Below are 15975 nucleotides of genomic sequence, written 5' to 3'. Positions count from 1 at the left end.
GACGATACGTCTGGCCGGCCAGGCGGTCCGCTGGACCAACGCCACCGAACGCGAAGCCGCACTACGCATCGACGCCGAACGACTTATTGCAGCGTAACCACTCGGTTACCCGACGGTCTCTCAGAGGTGCGTACGCAGGAAGTCCAGCTCCAGCCGGAGCAGCCGCTCGGACAACCCGTCGGCGGCCAGGTGGCTGGCCCCGGTCAGCGGCAGCACCGCGTGCGGGCGCCCGGTGGCCAGCAGCGCCGCCGACAGCCGCAGCGTGTGCGCGGCCACCACGTTGTCGTCGGCCAGGCCGTGCACCAGCAGCAGCGGCCGGGCCTGCTCCGACTCGAGCAGCGGCTCGGCGGCCAGCTCCACCAGCGAGTGGTGGCCGTACACGTCGATCCCGTCGTCCGGCAGGCCCAGGTAGCGCTCCGTGTAGGCGGTGTCGTACAGGTGCCAGTCGGTGACCGGGGCGCCGGCGATGCCGCAACGGAACAGCTCCGGGTGCCGCAGCACGGCCAGCCCGGCCAGCCAGCCGCCGAACGACCAGCCCCGGATCGCCACCCGGTCCAGGTCCAGGTCCGGGTGCTTGCCGGCCAGCGCGGTCAGCGCGTCGACCTGGTCGGCCAGGATCACGTCGGCCAGCCGGCGGTGCACCGCCTTCTCGAACGAGGGCGCCACCCCCGGGGTGCCCCGGTTGTCGACGGTCACCACCGCGAAGCCGGAGTCGGCCCACCACTGCCGTTCCAGCCAGGCCGCCCGCGCGGCCACCACCTCCTGGTGCCCCGGACCGCCGTACACGTCCAGCAGCACCGGCAACCGGGTGCCCTTGACGTGGTCGCTCGGGTAGAGCACGCCGGACGGCAGCCGCCGGTCGGTCACCCGGACCAGCATCGGGCGCGGGGCGTACGGCGGGGTGGCGGCCAGCGAGCGCAACTGGGCCACCTCCCGGTCGCCGCGCCAGACCGACCAGCTCGTCCCCGCGTCGTCCAGCGAGGCGGTGCCCACCACCAGCACGTCCCCGCCGACCGCGCCGGTGTGCCAGCCGGGGGTGCCGCTCATCCGGCGGGCGTCCACGCCGCCGCCGATCACCGTGCGGACCCGGTACAGGTGGCGCTGGCTCGGCTCGCCCTCGCTCGCCTCGACCAGCAGGTCCGCCGGGCCGCCGCCGGTGGGCAGCCGCCCCACCACCCGGCGTACGTAGAGCGAGGGCGGGGTGAGCAGGGTGCCGTCGGCAAAGAGGCAGCGGGCGTCGTACCCGTCGTGGGCCAGCTCCCCGCCGACCAGGACCCGGCCGTCCGGCAGATGCGCCGGGGTGCCCGGGATCGGCTCCACCCAACGCGGGTCGGCCAGCTCGGCGTGCACCTGCGTCTCCCCGGTGCGCGGGTCCACGGCCAGCACCAGGCCGTGCTGCTGCGAGCGGCGCAGCACCGTGATCAGCGGCCCGCCGTCGGCCCAGCCCACCGAGGCCAGGTAGGGATAGGTCTCGCGGTCCCAGTGCACGTCGACCCAGCCGTCGTCGAGGTCGAGCAGGTGGAGGCTGACCTCGGCGTTCGGCCCGCCCGCCCGGGGGTACGCGACCGTGGTCGGCGGACTCGTCGGGTCGGCCGGGTCGTGCAGGTGCCAGCGCGGCAGCCGGGACTCGTCCACCCGGGCGGCCAGCACCGACCGGCCGTCCGGCGCCCACCAGTAGCCGCGGAACCGGTCGAACTCCTCGGCCGCGACATGCTCGGCCAGCCCCCAGGTCACGCCGCAGTCCTCGCCGGCAAGCAGGGTGTCGGTCCCGTCGGACTCGACCACCCGCAGCTGGCCCCGGCGGACCCCATCGGCGGCGTCGGTGACGTACGCCAGCCGCTCGCCGGTCGGGTCCGGGCGCGGGTCGATCACCGGCCCGACGGTCTCCACCTCGACCACGTCGCCGTGCACCAGGTCGGCCCGGAACAGCCGCCCGGCCAGCGCGAAGACCGCCACCCGGCCGGCGGCGTCCAGGGCGTACGAGCCGATGCCGGCGCTGCTGAGCCGCAGCCGTTCGCGCAGCGCCCGCTCGCCCGGGGCGAGCGCGCCCGGTTCGGTGTCGGCGCCGAGCAGCGCGGCCGGGTCGGCGATCAGCCGCTCCTCGCCGCTGGCGACCTCCAGCGACCAGAGTTGCTCGGCCGGGTCCTCGGGACCGCCCGAGCGGAGGAAGACCACCCGGGAACCGTCGTCGGCCACGGAAACGGCGCGCGGCGCCCCGTGGCTGAACCGACGGGTGCGGGCGGCCAGCTCGGGAAAGTCCACAGCTCCAGATCGTAGGGCGGCTCGCGACGTGATGTGGCCGACCTGGGCGGACGCGTCAGGCTGGGCGGACGAGGACCGCCGGTTAGAGTGACGGACGTGACGACGCTGCCCGATCGACGCCTTCTGCTGGTTCACGCGCACCCCGACGACGAGTCCATCGGCACCGGGTCGACGATGGCCTGGTACGCCGCCAGCGGCGCCCACGTCACGCTGGTGACCTGCACTCTCGGCGAGGAGGGCGAGATCCACGTGCCGGAGCTGGCGCAGCTCGCCGCCGCCGAGGCCGACCAGCTCGGCGGCTACCGGATCGGCGAGCTGGCGGCCGCCTGTGCCGCCCTCGGCGTCACCGACCACCGCTTCCTCGGCGGCGCCGGCCGCTACCGCGACTCCGGCATGATGGGGCTCGCCACCAACGAGCACCCCCGGGCCTTCTGGCAGGCCGACCTCGACGAGGCCGCCGGGCACCTGGTGGAGATCATGCGTGAGGTCCGCCCGCAGGTCATGATCACGTACGACCCGAACGGCTTCTACGGCCACCCCGACCACATCCAGGCCCACCGGGTGGCGATGCGGGCGCACGAGCTGGCCGCCGCCGAGGGCTTCGCCCCGGCCAAGGTCTACTGGACGGCCATGCCGCGCAGCGTGCTGGAGGCCGGCCTGACCACCTTCACCGAGGCGTCCGACAACCCCTTCGACGGCATCGACAGCATCGACGAGCTGCCCTTCGGCACGCCCGACCCGCAGATCGCCGCGCGGATCGACGCCACCGACCAGCATGCCGCCAAGGAGGCGGCGATGCGGGCGCACGCCACCCAGATCCCGGCCACCTCGTGGCTGTACTCGATCGCCGGCAACTTCGGCGCCGAGTTCATGGGCGTGGAGTACTTCACCCTCGCGGTGGGCGAGAAGGGCCCCGGCAAGGGCCCGTACGGCTGGGAGGACGACCTCTTCGCCGGGCTGGCCGCGGACGGCACCGACCGCTCCCCGGTCGCGGTGGCCGGGCTCCGGTGACCCTGCCCGCCGCGCCGATGACGGTGGTCGAGGAGCAGGTGACACCGCCGCCCCCGGGCCGGTCCACGCGGCTGCTCGACGTCGCCCTGCGGATCGCCGGCGGGCTGGTCTCGGTGGTCGGCGGGGTGCTGGTGGCGCTGCTCGGGCTGCTGCTGTCCACCGTCCGGGTGGGCGGTCACCTGATCGGGGTGTCGGTGCTGGTCACCATCGGTGCGGCGATCGCGGTGAGCTGGTTCGCGTACGCCACGGTCGGCCGCAGGTGGGCGGTGGCGCTGCCGGCGTTGCCGTGGTTCGTGCTGATGGCCGTGGCGGCGGTCCGCACCACCGAGGGCGACCTGCTCGTCGCCGGCGACAACTGGGTGGGGCTGGGCATGATCACCGCCGGGGCGATGACCTTCGCGGTGATGGCGTTCCGGCAGATCCTCGGCCCGCCGCAACGACGTCACGACGGGTGATGACGCCGCACAGCCTGTGGTGGTAGACATTCCTGCCAGAAGGCTCGCCGGTGGGGCGGGCGATACGGCAGGAGGCGTGCGATGGGGAATCGGTGGCGCGCGGTCGGCGTGCTCGCGGGGGCGCTGTTCGCGGTCAACGTGGTGGCTCGGGTGATCATCAAGCTCGGCTTCGACGGGAACGACACCGCCGCCGACCGGGTCTCGCTGGGCATGTTCGTGGTGATCGGGCTGATCCTCGCCGGGGTCGTCTTCGTGCAGGGCCGTACCCGTCCGGTGAACGCCTGGGGCACCGACGTGGGCGCGGCGGTGCTGGTGGCGCTGCTGCTGACCGTGCTGGTCGGGCCGCTGCTGGTCGGCAACAACCCGTTCGGCGGGGGCGCCGGGCTGTTCTTCGCCCAGATCTGGCTCTACCTGCTGGCCGCCGGGGCCGGCGTGGCGGTCGGCTACCTGCTGCTCACCGCGCTCGGCCTCGACCATCGTTCGCAGCAGCTCAAGCGGTACGCCGAGATCAAGTCGGCCAAGCCGCGCCGGGTCGTCCGCCGCTGAGGCGTCGAGTTCTCCGGTCCCGATCGGCCGGGCTTGGGTCCCGGCGTGTCGTGGCGTCGGTGGCAACGTCGGTGTGAGCGATATGCCTGAGCGGCATATTTATGACTCTCAGGCATATCGCTCGTACCGGTGTCGTCCTCCGGCCGGCCCCGGTGCGGGAGGTCGCGCTGTCGCGTCCGGAGCATCCGCGGTTCGCGGACGAGGCGCACCTCAAGCCGGACAGGCCCCGGCCGGGTCGGGGCCCGCCTGTGGCGGCCCCCGACCCGGCGCTGCTACTCGCTGGCCGAAGGAGGCGTCACGACGTGCGTCGTGCCGCGTCCAGTTCCTCCGGTACCCCGAACGACCTGCGGGAATCGTCCCTGTGCTCAGTCCGGGGCGACCCGGGTCAGGTAGGTGTGGTGGGTGGTGAAGCCGAGTCCCCGGTAAAGCGTCACCGCGGCGGTGTTGCGCTGCTCCACCTGGAGGAAGGCGTGCGTCGCCCCCTCCGCCACGCCCCAGTCGACCAGGGCCCGGACCACCCGGCCGGCCAGCCCCCGCCGCCGGGCCTCGGGCACCACCTCGATCAGGCTGAGCCCGAGCCAGCGTCCCCGCCCGGTGACGGTGCCCCGGCCGATCGCGACCAGCGTGCCGTCGGCGTACACGTGGGCGAAGCGGACCCGGGCCACGGCGGTGAGCACGTGCCGGGCGGCGTCCGGGAGGCCGCCCTTGCGGCCGGCGGCGATCGCGAGCCAGTCGTCCGACGGCGCGGCGGCCAGCTCGACCGGCGGCGAGCCGGCCGGGGCCGACGCGACCGGCGGCAGCGCGGCGAGGGCGACGGTCTGCACCAGCACCGGTGGCCGGCTGCCCCAGCCCCGGGCGTCCAGCTCCGCGCCGACCGGCGCGGCCAGCGGGAGCGGGGTGTTCACCATGGCCGGTTGCCCCTGGTCGGCGTACCAGCGCTCCACCGCGTCCAGCGCGGCCGGCAGCGGCCGGTCCGGGTCGCCCACCGGCAGCGCGGAGTTGGCCCGGCCGGACCAGCCGGCGGCGGACCGCAGCAGCCATTCGCCCAGCCGGTCCCGGACGGCGGCGGGCCACGCCTCGTCGGAGGCCAGCTCCAGCTCGATCACGGCGGAGGCGGTCGGCCGGCGGGTCGGCGGCACCCGCTTGGCCCGGTGCACCTCGGTCACCGGCACCCGCAGCCGACCCTGCGTGGTGGCGAGAGTGAGATGGGTCTCGGTCAGCTCGACCAGCTCGCCGAGAGCGTCCGAAAAGAGGGGGCGGCCCTCGCGAATCCCCACAATGCGGCGCACCACGATCCGGTGGCCCACGTCCTGCTGTCGGAGCACGATCGACCTCCTCCCCGGCGAGATACTAGGCTCTTACCGTCGCGGGTGATCGCGGCGAGTCTTGCGGAGGAGAAGACCGGTGACCTACATCATCGCCGAGCCGTGCGTGGATGTGCTCGACAAGGCATGCATCGAGGAGTGCCCGGTCGACTGCATTTACGAGGGCAATCGGATGCTCTACATCCACCCCGACGAGTGCGTCGACTGTGGTGCCTGTGAGCCGGTCTGCCCGGTCGAAGCCATCTTCTACGAGGACGACGTCCCGGAGCAGTGGAAGGACTACACCGGGGCCAACTACGAGTTCTTCGAGGACCTCGGCTCGCCGGGTGGCGCGTCGAAGATCGGCAAGGTGGAGAAGGACGCGACGTTCGTCGCCGCCCAGCCGCCGCGCGGAGAGGGCCACTGAACCGGCCCGCGCCGGTCTCGTCGCGGCTGCCCGAGTTCACCTGGGACACGCTGGACGCCGCGGCCACCGTGGCCGCGGCGCACCCGGACGGTCTGATCAACCTCTCGATGGGCACGCCGGTCGACCCGGTGCCCCCGGTGATCCGGCAGGCGCTGGCGGACGCGTCCGACGCCCCGGGATACCCGCTGACCGCGGGCACCCCGGCGCTGCGCGACGCCATCGCTGGCTGGGTGGCCCGCACCTGCGAGGCCGGGATCGACGGGCTCGGCGTCCTGCCCACGATCGGCTCCAAGGAACTGGTCGCCTGGCTGCCCACCCTGCTCGGGATCGGCCCCGGCGACGTGGTCGTGGTGCCGTCGATCGCCTACCCGACGTACGAGGACGGGGCCCGGCTCGCCGGCGCCACCACCGTCCGCGCCGACTCGCTGACCGCGGTCGGCCCGACCTCCCGGGTACGCCTGGTCTGGGTCAACTCGCCCGGCAACCCGACCGGTCGGGTGCTGCCCGCCGCCCACCTGCGCAAGGTGGTCGACTGGGCCCGCGAGCGGGGCGCCGTGGTGGCCAGCGACGAGTGCTACCTGCCGCTGGGCTGGACGGCCGACGCCGAGCCGGTCTCGGTGCTCTCGCCCGAGGTCTGCGGCGGGTCGTACGACTCGGTGCTGGCGGTGCACTCGCTCTCCAAGCGCTCCAACCTGGCCGGCTACCGGGCCGGCTTCGTCGCCGGCGACCCGGCGCTGGTGGCCGAGCTGCTCAAGATCCGCAAGCACGCCGGCATGATCGTGCCCGCGCCGGTGCAGGCCGCCATGGTGGCCGCGCTCTCCGACCAGGCGCACGCCGACGAGCAGCGGGAACGCTACCGGGCCCGGCGGGAGACGCTGCTCGCCGCGTTCACCGGGGCGGGCTTCACCGTGGAGCACTCGGAGGCCGGGCTCTACCTGTGGATGACCCGGGGCGAGGACTGCTGGGCGACGGTGGACTGGCTGGCCCGCCGGGGCATCCTGGTCGCCGCCGGCGTCTTCTACGGCCCCGGCGGGGCGCAGCACGTCCGGGCCGCGCTGACCGAGTCCGACGCACACGTCGCGGCGGTCGCCGCGCGGCTCGCACAGGGCTGACGCGCCGATGGGCGGGGCCGGCGGGGTGGTCCGGGCGGCGGTGGTCGGCACCGGGCTGATCGGCGGTTCGGTGCTGCTCCGGCTGCACGCCGCTGGGCTGGACGTGGCCGGCTGGGACCCGGACGAGGCGACCCGGCGGCAGGCCCGGCGGGTGGGCGTACCGGCACCGGAGCGTCTGGTCGACGCGGTGGCCGACCGGGACGTGGTCTTCCTCTGCGGGCCGCTGCCCACCCTGCCGCGGACCCTGGTCGAGGTGGCCGCGGTGACCGCCGAGGACTGCCTGCTCACCGACGTTGGGAGCACCAAGGCGGAGCTGGCCGCGTTCGCCGCCGCGCAGCGGCTGACCCACCGTTTCGTCCCCGGCCACCCGATGGCGGGCACCGACCGGGCCGGCCTGACCGCGGCGGTGCCGGGGCTCTTCGACGACGCGGCCTGGGTGCTCTGCCCCGCGCCCGGCCCCGGCCTGGCCGCCTTCCGCCGGCTCACCGTGCTGGTGATGGAGGTGTTCGCCGCCCGGGTGGTGCCGATGGCGGCCGACCGGCACGACGCGGTCGTCGCGCTCGCCTCGCACGTGCCGCACCTGCTCGCCGGTGCCCTCGCCGGCGCGGCCGAGCGCTCCCCGCTGCGCGACGCCGTCCTCGGCCTCGCCGCCGGCAGCTTCCGCGACGGCACCCGGGTCGCCGGCACGCCACCGGAGCGGACGGCGAACATGCTGCTCGCCAACCGGGCGGAGGTGCTGGCCGCGCTGGCCTCGGTCACCTCCTTCCTGGACGAACTGGTGGCCGCGCTGCGCGACGACGACCGGGCCGCGCTCACCGCCCGGCACGGCGAGGGCCGCGACGCCCGGGCCGCGCTGGCCGGCCGCGCGACGGTCGAGCTGCGGCGGGCCTTCCCGCTGGCCGGCAGCGGGGACGCGGAGCTGCGCTTCCTGCTCGAGCTGGGCGCGGCCGGCGGGTACCTCGACGGGTGCCGGACGACCGGCGACCAGGTCGAGTACGTGGCCCGTCGGTTGGCCGTGGAACCGGGCGGCCCACCGGGCCCGCCGCTAGGGTGAGGGCGTGACAGACGGACCGGTCGTGGCGGTGCGCGGTGAGGCGTACCGGGAGGTCGCGCCCGAGCTGGCCCGCTTCCAGGTGACCGCGACGGCCCGCGAGCGGGACCGGGAGGTCACCCTGACCCGGCTCGCCGAGCGGGCCGCCGCCGTGCGGGTGCTGCTCGACGAGCACGCCGCCGCCCTCGACCGCCGGGAGGCCGGCGACCTGCGGGTACGCCCCGAGACCAACCGCTCCGGCGAACGGGTGGTCGGCTACCACGGCAGTGTCACCACCAGCGTCACCGTCACCGACTTCGCCGTCCTCGCCGAACTGATGCTCCGCCTGGCCGACCAGGAGCAGGTCGAGGTGGCCGGCCCCTGGTGGTCGCTGCGGCCGGACAGCCCGGCCCACCGGGAGGCCCGGCACGCCGCCATCGCCGACGCGCTGCACCGGGCCCGGGAGTACGCCGAGGCGTTGGGCGCCCGGGTCACCGCCCTGCTGGAGCTGGCCGACGCCGAGGAGGGGTTCGCCCCGATGGCCGGCGCGGCGTTCTCCCGCCGGATGGAGAAGGGCGCGCCGCCGGAGCTGGAACTCGACCCGCAGCCGCAGACCGTGCACGCCGTGGTGCGGGCCCGGTTCACCGTCAGCGACCCGGTGCTGCCCTGATGCCCGAGGCCACCCCGCTCCCGGTCGACGACCTGGTGGCCCGGGCCCGTGCCCTGGCCGAGGCGGGGCCCCGGCAGTTGCTCGGCATCGCCGGGGCGCCCGGGGCGGGCAAGTCCACTCTCGCCGAGCGGATCGTCGCGGCGATCGGCCCGAGCGCCCGGCTGGTGCCGATGGACGGCTTCCACCTGGCCCAGGCCGAGTTGGAGCGGCTGGGCCGGGCCGCCCGCAAGGGCGCGGTGGACACCTTCGACGCCAACGGGTACGTCTCGCTGCTGCGCCGACTGCGACGGCTGGAGCCGACCGCGGTCTACGCCCCGCTGTTCCGCCGGGACCTGGAGGAGCCGGTGGCCGGGGCGATCGAGGTGCCGCCCTCGGTCCGGCTGGTGGTGACCGAGGGCAACTACCTGCTGTTCACCGACCCGCCGTGGGACGACGTGCGGGCGCTGCTGCACGAGGCGTGGTTCGTCGACCTGGACGCGGAGTCGCGGCTGCGCCGGCTCGTCGCCCGGCACAAGGCGTACGGGCGGACGCCGGAGCAGGCGGCGGCCTGGGTGTACGGCAGCGACGAAACCAACGCCGCCCTGGTCCGTGGCACCGCGAACTACGCCGACCTGGTGGTACGCCTGACCGACCCCCCGCCGGGTTGACGGGACGCCCCGCCGCAGCAGCCGGGCGACCATGGCTCGTTCCTATTCGAGGGTGCGCACCGGGCGGGCGGGATTGCCGACCGCGACCACGTTCGGTGGCAGATCCTTGGTCACGACGGCGCCGGCGCCGACCACGGTGTTCGCGCCGACGGTCACCCCGGCGAGCACGATGGCCCCGCCACCGAGCCAGACGTTGTCGCCGATGGTGATCGGCTTCGCCGCCTCCCATTTCTCCCGGCGCGGGTCCGGCTCGATCGGGTGGGTGGGGGTGAGCAGCTGCACGTTGGGTCCGATCTGGACGTCGGCGCCGATGGTGATCCGGGCGACGTCGAGGAAGACCGCGTTGAAGTTCACGAAGCAGCGCGGACCGAGGTGGATCTGCCGGCCGTAGTCGCAGTGGAAGGGCGGACGGATCCAGGCGTCCTCGCCGAGTGAGCCGAGCAGCTCGCGCAGCGCGGCCAGGCGGCCCTGCGGGCCGGTGGCGGCGGTGGTGTTGAAGCGCTCGATCAGCTGGGCGGCGCGGTCGAGGTCGGCGATGATCTCGGGCTCGTTGGCGATGTAGGGCTCACCGGCGAGCATCCGTTCCCTCATGGACGTCACCAGCCGATCATTCCTGACCGAGTTGGCACCGAATGCCGGGTCCGTCATATTTCGGACTTCATTTTTGCATACCCGGTATGTAGTTCTGGTTCCCGTCAATGTGACTCCTGTCTATGAGGACGCTTCACGAGGAGGATCCGTTGCACCGAACCAGAAGAAAGACCCTCGCGCTCGGTCTCGTGCTCGGCCTGGCGCTCGGCGCCCCGGCCACCGCATCGGCCGCCGCGCCGGGGGCTCCGGCCGATCCGGCCCGGGCGGCCCGGCCCGCCGGGCCACCGTCGACGGCGATCGGGGCGTCGACCAGCGTCACGCTGCTCACCGGGGACCGGGTCACCGTCACCGCCTCCGGCGACGCCGCCGTCCGGCCCGCCGCCGGCCGGAGCGACGTGCGATTCGTGGTACGCCGGGAGCGCGGCCACCTCACCGTCGTGCCGCAGGACGCCCTGCCGCTGGTCCGCTCCGGCCGGGTGGACCGCCGACTCTTCGACGTCACCGAGCTGATCTCCGCCGGCTACGACGACGCCCGCCGCGACGACCTGCCGCTGCTGGTGTCGTACGCCTCGGGCGAGGCCCGGCGCGGCGTGGCGGCGCTGCCCGGCACCCGGGTGACCCGGGACCTGCCGGCGATCCGCGGCGCGGCCCTGACCGCCGGCAAGTCCAACGCCAACGCCGTCTGGGCGGCGGTCACCACCGGCTCCACCGGCACCCGGCTCGGCGCGGCGGGGGGCGTCGAGCGGATCTGGCTCGACGGCCGACGTCGGGTCACCCTGGACCACAGCGTGCCCCAGATCGGGGCGCCCACCGCCTGGTCGGCCGGCTTCACCGGCAAGGGCGTCACCGTGGCGGTGCTGGACACCGGCGTCGACGCGGCCCACCCGGACCTGACCGGCAAGGTGGCCGAGTCGCGCAACTTCACCGAGGTCACCGACGACCGGGACACCGTCGGCCACGGCACCCACGTCGCCTCGACCATCGCCGGCAGCGGCACCGCGTCGGGCGGAAAGTACAAGGGCGTGGCCCCGGACGCCACGCTGCTCAGCGGCAAGGTCTGCGAGGACGTCGGCTGCCCCGACTCGGCCATCCTGGCCGGGATGCAGTGGGCCGCCGTCGACAAGCGGGCCGCCGTGGTCAACATGAGCCTCAGCGGCTGGGACTTCCCCGAGGTCGACCCGCTGGAGGAGGCGGTGCAGACGCTGACCGCCCAGACCGGCACCCTGTTCGTCACCGCCGCCGGGAACGCCGGGTCGGATGCCTCCGTCGGCTCCCCGGCCAGCGCCGACGCAGCGCTCGCCGTCGGCGCGGTGGACCGCGACGACCAGCTCGCCGAGTTCTCCAGCCGAGGCCCCCGGGTCGGCGACGACGCGGTGAAGCCGGACATCACCGCGCCCGGCGTGGACATCGTCGCCGCCCGCTCCGCCGACGGCGTCATCGGCGACCCGGTGGGGGAGAAGTACGTCGCGCTCTCCGGCACCTCGATGGCCACCCCGCACGTGGCCGGCTCGGTGGCGCTGCTGGCCCAGCAGCACCCCGACTGGACGGCCGGCCAGTTCAAGGCGACCCTGATGGCCGCCGCGAAGCCGCACCCGGCGCAGACCGCGTACGAGCAGGGGGCCGGGCGGGTCGACCTGACGCGGGCGATCGGCCAGCAGGTGACCAGTGACCCGGTGAGCGTCTCCTTCGGCCGGGCGCTCTGGCCGCACGGCGACGACGCGCCGATCACCCGCACGGTGGCCTGGCGCAACGCCGGCTCGACCGCCGTCACGCTCGACCTGACCACTGAGATCACCGGTCCGGGCGGCCAACCGGCGCCGGCTGGGATGTTCCGCCTCGGCGCGACCCGGGTGACCGTGCCCGCGGGTGGCCGGGCGGAGACCACCGTCACCGCCGACACCCGGCTCGGCGGCGCCGACGGCTACTGGACCGGCCGGGTCGTGGCCCGCTCCGGCGCCACCGTCGCGGTGACCCCGGTGGCGGTGAACCGGGAGGTGGAGAGCTACACCCTGACGCTGACCCACCTGGACCGGTCCGGCGCGACGACGGGGAACTACTACACCAGCCTGGCCGGGCTGGACCGCTTCGACATCCGGGACGCCTACGACCCGGACGGCGTGGCCCAGGTGCGGTTGCCCAAGGGGCGCTACGGCCTGAGCGCGCTCATCTTCGAGCCCGCCGGTGAGGGCGAAGCCGGCGGGCTCACCATGCTGGCCCAGCCCGAGCTGACCGTCGACCGCGACCTCTCGGTCAGCGTGGACGCCCGGCGGGGCAAGCCGGTCCTGACCACGATCCCGAAGCGGGACGCGACGCCGCTGCTGATCGACGTCAGCGCGGTGTTCTTCGGCGACGAGGGCAGCAGCTACGGCTTCGGGCTCTGGGCCGACAGCTTCGCCGGCCTGACCACCGCCCAGCTCGGCAGCCCGGTCTCCGCGGACCGGTTCGTCTCGACGGTCAGCAGCCAGTGGGCCGACCGGGAGGCCGCCAGCAGCCCCTACCTGTACGCGCTGAGCGAGGCGGTCCCCGGCCGGATGCCGACCGGTTTCGTCCGGCACTACCGAGCCGGTGACCTGGCCACCGTGGTGCACCGGTTCCGGGGCGGCTACCCGGGGATGGTCGCCGAGCGGTTCGTCGTGCCGGAGCTGGAGTACAACACCGGCGCCTCGGCGATCATCCTGCCGACCGAGGTGCCCGGTGAGCGGGTGGAGCACTACAACATCAGGGGCGTGCGGTGGGAGTCCGAGATCGACTTCGGGGTGGTCGGCGAGGACGGCTGGCTGGAACCGAAGGCGGCGCTCTTCTCCGTGCCGACCGCGTACAAGGCGGGCCGGACGGTCCACGAGACCTGGAACCAGGCTCCGTACGGGCCGTCGTTCCCGGCCCCGCGCTGGCCGGAGGAGAGCGTCAGCCGTACCGGTGACCTCATTTTCGCCGGCCTGCCGGTGCACAGCGACGCCGCCGGGCACCCGGGCGGGTCGGTCACCGACACTGCCCGGACCGCGCTGTGGCGCAACGGGAAGCTGGTCGGCGAGAGCGAGTACGCCGGCTACGGCGAGTTCACCGTGCCGCCCGCGGCGGCCGACTACAAGCTGACGGTGTCGGCCACCCGGAGCTTCACCGACCTGAGCACCGAGGTGGAGTCGACGTGGACCTTCCGGTCCGGTCACGTCGCTGGCGAGACCCCGGCCCGGCTGCCGCTGATGGCGGTGCGCTTCGCCCCGCCGCTGCGGGTCGACAACAGCGCGCCGGCCGGCCGCCTCTTCGCCGTGCCGGTGCAGGTGCAGCGGCAGCCCGGGGCGCCGGCCGCCGGGGTGGAGAAGCTGACCGTCGACGCCTCGTACGACGGCGGGAAGACCTGGCGCAAGGCCGCCGCGCTGCGGGTGCCCGGGAAGGGCTGGGTCGCGCTGCTGCGGCACCCGGCCGGCCCCGGTCACGTGTCCCTGCGGGCCACCGCCCGGGACACCGCCGGCAACACGGTGACCGAGCGGATCGTCCAGGCGTACCGCCTGCGGTGAGCAGGGCCGGGCCCGCGGTCTCCCCGCCGTGGGCCCGGACGCCGGTCGGGGTCGGGGCGGTTTGCCCCGGCCCCGACCGGTCCGTCAGTCGTTGGCGTGCAGGGCGGCGTTCAGCTCGATGCCCTTGCCGGTGCGCTGCTTCGCCTCCAGCGCGCCGGTGACGGAGTTGCGCCAGAAGAGCAGGCCGTCCACGCCGGAGAGCTCGCGGGCCTTGACCACCCGCCCGTCCGGCAGGCTGATCTTCGACGCGGCGGTGATGTAGCAGCCCGCCTCGACCACGCAGTCGTCGCCGAGCGAGATGCCGACGCCGGCGTTCGCGCCGATCAGGCTCCGCTCGCCGATGCTGACCTTCTCGGTGCCGCCGCCGGAGAGGGTGCCCATGATCGACGCCCCGCCGCCGATGTCGGAGCCGTCACCGACCAGCACGCCCTGCACGATCCGCCCCTCGACCATCGAGGTGCCCAGCGTGCCGGCGTTGAAGTTGACGAAGCCCTCGTGCATCACGGTGGTGCCGGCGGCCAGGTGCGCGCCGAGCCGGACCCGGTCCGCGTCGGCGATCCGGATTCCGGAGGGGACCACGTAGTCGGTCATCCGGGGGAACTTGTCCACTCCGTACACCGCCAGGTACCGGCCGGCGGTCCGCTCGATCACCCGCAGCTCGTCGACCCGCTCCGGCGGGCACGGCCCGGCGGACGTCCAGGCCACGTTCGCCAGCTTGCCGAAGATGCCGTCCAGGTTGACCTCGTTGGGCCGCACCAGGCGGTGGGAGAGCAGGTGCAACCGGAGGTACGCGTCGGCGGCGTCCTTGATCGGGTCGTCCAGCGAGCCGATCACGGTGGTGACCTCGACGGTACGCAGACCCGGCAGCGCCCGCTCGCCGATCGCGCCCGGCGGCAGGTCGAGCACGTCGCCCTGGTCCTCGCCGGGGACCAGCGGCAGCTCGCCGAGTCCGAGCTTGCCGGTCGGGTACCAGGTGTCGAGCACCTGGTCGTCAGCGGTGACGGTGGCCAGGCCGATGCCCCAGGCGGGTACTGCGGACGTCACTGTTACACCTCTCGTTCGCGGCTGCGGGGCAGGCGGGCGCACTGCCCGCGCGCACCGAATTTGACGGTACCGTGCCCAGCATGGAGAACCCGCTGACCCCCGAGGTCTTGGCTGATCCGGTGGCCCTGACCCGTGCCCTGGTCGACATAGAGTCCGTCTCCCTCAACGAGAAGGCCATCGCCGACTGCGTCGAGGAGGTGCTGCGGGGCGTGCCGCACCTGGCCACGTTCCGGCACAACAACACGGTGATGGCCCGTACCGACCTGGGTCGGGCGTCCCGGGTGGTGCTCGCCGGCCACCTGGACACGGTGCCGCTGAACGACAACTTCCCGTCGACGATGCGCGGCGACCTGATGTACGGCTGCGGCACCTCGGACATGAAGTCCGGGGTGGCGTTCGCGCTGCACCTGGCGGTGACCCTGCCCGACCCGCGCTACGACGTGACGTACTTCTTCTACGAGGCCGAGGAGATCGAGTCGAGGTACAACGGACTCACCCTGGTCGCGCAGGCGCACCCGGAGTGGCTGGAGGCCGACTTCGCGGTGCTGCTGGAGCCGACGTACGGGATCGTCGAGGCCGGCTGCCAGGGCACCATGCGGGCGGTCGTCACCACGTACGGCGAGCGCGCCCACGCCGCCCGGTCCTGGCACGGGGTGAACGCCATCCACGGCGCGGGCGAGGTGCTGCGCCGGCTGGGCGGCTACGAGGCCCGACGGGTCACCATCGACGGCTGCGACTACCGCGAGGGACTGAACGCGGTGCGGATCGCCGGCGGGGTGGCCGGCAACGTCGTCCCGGACCGCTGCGAGATCGAGATCAACTACCGGTACGCACCGGACCGTGACCCGGCCGCCGCGGAGGCGCACCTGCGGGAGGTCTTCGCCGGCTTCGACCTGACGGTGACCGACGCGGCGGCGGGCGCGGCCCCCGGCCTGGAGTCGCTCGCGGCGCAGGAGTTCCTCGCCGCCGTCGGCGCCGCGCCGATCGGCAAGCTGGGCTGGACGGACGTGGCGCGGTTCGCGGCGATGGGCATCCCGGCGCTGAACTTCGGCCCCGGCGACCCCAACCTGGCCCACCACAAGGACGAGCACGTCGAGATCACCAAGATCCGCGACGGCGCGGCGACCCTGCACCGCTGGCTCGCCTCCGCCTGACCCCGCGCCCCCGTCCAGCTCGGCCCGCGCTTCCGGTCCGCTCGCCTCGGTGATCAAGAGGTTTGCGTCCAAAGGGGGCCGGCGGCGTCAAGTGGTGAGTGCAATCGTCAGGGCGCGATGAGTTGAGCCAGGCGCTGGGTTGGGGTTGCCCAGCTCAGCGTCTGGCGGGGGCGGGTGTTCAGTTCGTGGGCGACTTCGTCGAGGCCG

The 15975-nt window shown here is 74.2% G+C and carries 14 protein-coding genes; 10 read left to right on the top strand and 4 right to left on the bottom strand.

The features are described from left to right. Positions 1 to 120: 120 nt before the first annotated feature. A complete protein-coding gene (locus KBX37_RS29740) occupies positions 121 to 2262 on the bottom strand; it encodes a prolyl oligopeptidase family serine peptidase (RefSeq protein WP_210779196.1) in 2142 nt (713 codons plus the stop codon). Positions 2263 to 2349: 87 nt separating this feature from the next. On the opposite strand from KBX37_RS29740, the gene mshB reads away from it, so the two are divergent. From mshB to KBX37_RS29725, 3 genes are all read left to right on the top strand, one after another. Next, the gene (mshB, locus tag KBX37_RS29735) at positions 2350 to 3273 is read left to right on the top strand and encodes an N-acetyl-1-D-myo-inositol-2-amino-2-deoxy-alpha-D-glucopyranoside deacetylase (RefSeq protein WP_210779195.1); all 924 of its coding nucleotides are present in this window, start codon (positions 2350 to 2352) and stop codon (positions 3271 to 3273) included. Positions 3274 to 3290: 17 nt separating this feature from the next. Next, entirely contained in the window at positions 3291 to 3728 is a 438-nt protein-coding gene (locus tag KBX37_RS29730; RefSeq protein WP_210779198.1) for a hypothetical protein, read from the top strand. Between the two features lie 81 nt (positions 3729 to 3809). After that, positions 3810 to 4274, top strand: coding sequence for a hypothetical protein (locus KBX37_RS29725; protein WP_210779194.1), 465 nt, complete (start codon positions 3810 to 3812; stop codon positions 4272 to 4274). 365 nt (positions 4275 to 4639) lie between these two features. Here KBX37_RS29725 and KBX37_RS29720 read toward each other — a convergent pair whose 3' ends face one another. Continuing rightward, positions 4640 to 5599: a GNAT family N-acetyltransferase gene (locus KBX37_RS29720; protein ID WP_210779193.1), complete on the bottom strand. Its 960-nt coding sequence runs from the start codon at positions 5597 to 5599 to the stop codon at positions 4640 to 4642. Positions 5600 to 5678: 79 nt separating this feature from the next. On the opposite strand from KBX37_RS29720, the gene fdxA reads away from it, so the two are divergent. From fdxA to KBX37_RS29700, 5 genes are read left to right on the top strand one after another with little or no spacing between them, the layout of a single operon-like run. After that, entirely contained in the window at positions 5679 to 6005 is a 327-nt protein-coding gene (fdxA, locus tag KBX37_RS34995; protein ID WP_007464872.1) for a ferredoxin, read from the top strand. Beyond that, positions 6002 to 7117, top strand: a complete 1116-nt coding sequence (dapC, locus tag KBX37_RS29715) for a succinyldiaminopimelate transaminase (RefSeq protein ID WP_305798129.1) — start codon at positions 6002 to 6004, stop codon at positions 7115 to 7117. Before fdxA ends, dapC begins: the two co-directional genes overlap by 4 nt. 7 nt (positions 7118 to 7124) lie before the next feature. Continuing rightward, the gene (locus KBX37_RS29710) at positions 7125 to 8171 is read left to right on the top strand and encodes a prephenate dehydrogenase/arogenate dehydrogenase family protein (protein ID WP_210779191.1); all 1047 of its coding nucleotides are present in this window, start codon (positions 7125 to 7127) and stop codon (positions 8169 to 8171) included. A gap of 4 nt (positions 8172 to 8175) precedes the next feature. Continuing rightward, positions 8176 to 8817 carry an SIMPL domain-containing protein gene (locus tag KBX37_RS29705; protein ID WP_088960421.1) on the top strand — a complete coding sequence of 214 codons (642 nt, stop codon included), beginning with the start codon at positions 8176 to 8178 and terminating at the stop codon, positions 8815 to 8817. Beyond that, entirely contained in the window at positions 8817 to 9464 is a 648-nt protein-coding gene (locus KBX37_RS29700) for a nucleoside/nucleotide kinase family protein (protein WP_210779190.1), read from the top strand. Before KBX37_RS29705 ends, KBX37_RS29700 begins: the two co-directional genes overlap by 1 nt. Before the next feature lie 42 nt (positions 9465 to 9506). On the opposite strand, the gene KBX37_RS29695 is transcribed toward KBX37_RS29700, so the two are convergent. Then, the gene (locus KBX37_RS29695) at positions 9507 to 10064 is read right to left on the bottom strand and encodes a sugar O-acetyltransferase (RefSeq protein ID WP_307849262.1); all 558 of its coding nucleotides are present in this window, start codon (positions 10062 to 10064) and stop codon (positions 9507 to 9509) included. Positions 10065 to 10177: 113 nt separating this feature from the next. Here KBX37_RS29695 and KBX37_RS29690 point away from each other — a divergent pair, with 113 nt between their 5' ends. Beyond that, entirely contained in the window at positions 10178 to 13570 is a 3393-nt protein-coding gene (locus KBX37_RS29690) for a S8 family serine peptidase (protein WP_210779189.1), read from the top strand. Positions 13571 to 13654: 84 nt separating this feature from the next. Here the strand turns inward: KBX37_RS29690 and dapD are convergent, their stop codons facing one another. Next, positions 13655 to 14614 (bottom strand): 2,3,4,5-tetrahydropyridine-2,6-dicarboxylate N-succinyltransferase, encoded by a 960-nt coding sequence (dapD, locus tag KBX37_RS29685; RefSeq protein WP_210779188.1) that lies wholly within the window; start codon positions 14612 to 14614, stop codon positions 13655 to 13657. Positions 14615 to 14694: 80 nt separating this feature from the next. Between dapD and dapE the strand changes: the two genes are divergently transcribed. After that, the gene (dapE, locus tag KBX37_RS29680; RefSeq protein WP_210779187.1) at positions 14695 to 15768 is read left to right on the top strand and encodes a succinyl-diaminopimelate desuccinylase; all 1074 of its coding nucleotides are present in this window, start codon (positions 14695 to 14697) and stop codon (positions 15766 to 15768) included. Positions 15769 to 15975: the final 207 nt, after the last annotated feature.

The organism is Micromonospora sp. U56 (assembly GCF_018070095.1).
In the GTDB taxonomy this organism is placed as follows: Bacteria; Actinomycetota; Actinomycetes; order Mycobacteriales; family Micromonosporaceae; genus Micromonospora; species Micromonospora purpureochromogenes.
This window is presented reverse-complemented; position numbering and strand designations above follow the sequence as displayed.

Bases quoted from the DNA above. Each gene is read 5' to 3' on its own strand.
- KBX37_RS29730 (WP_210779198.1), top strand. From the start codon at position 3,291: ATGACGGTGGTCGAGGAGCAGGTGACACCGCCGCCCCCGGGCCGGTCC.
- KBX37_RS29725 (WP_210779194.1), top strand. From the start codon at position 3,810: ATGGGGAATCGGTGGCGCGCGGTCGGCGTGCTCGCGGGGGCGCTGTTC.
- KBX37_RS29710 (WP_210779191.1), top strand. From the start codon at position 7,125: ATGGGCGGGGCCGGCGGGGTGGTCCGGGCGGCGGTGGTCGGCACCGGG.
- KBX37_RS29700 (WP_210779190.1), top strand. From the start codon at position 8,817: ATGCCCGAGGCCACCCCGCTCCCGGTCGACGACCTGGTGGCCCGGGCC.
- KBX37_RS29690 (WP_210779189.1), top strand. From the start codon at position 10,178: ATGAGGACGCTTCACGAGGAGGATCCGTTGCACCGAACCAGAAGAAAG.
- dapE (WP_210779187.1), top strand. From the start codon at position 14,695: ATGGAGAACCCGCTGACCCCCGAGGTCTTGGCTGATCCGGTGGCCCTG.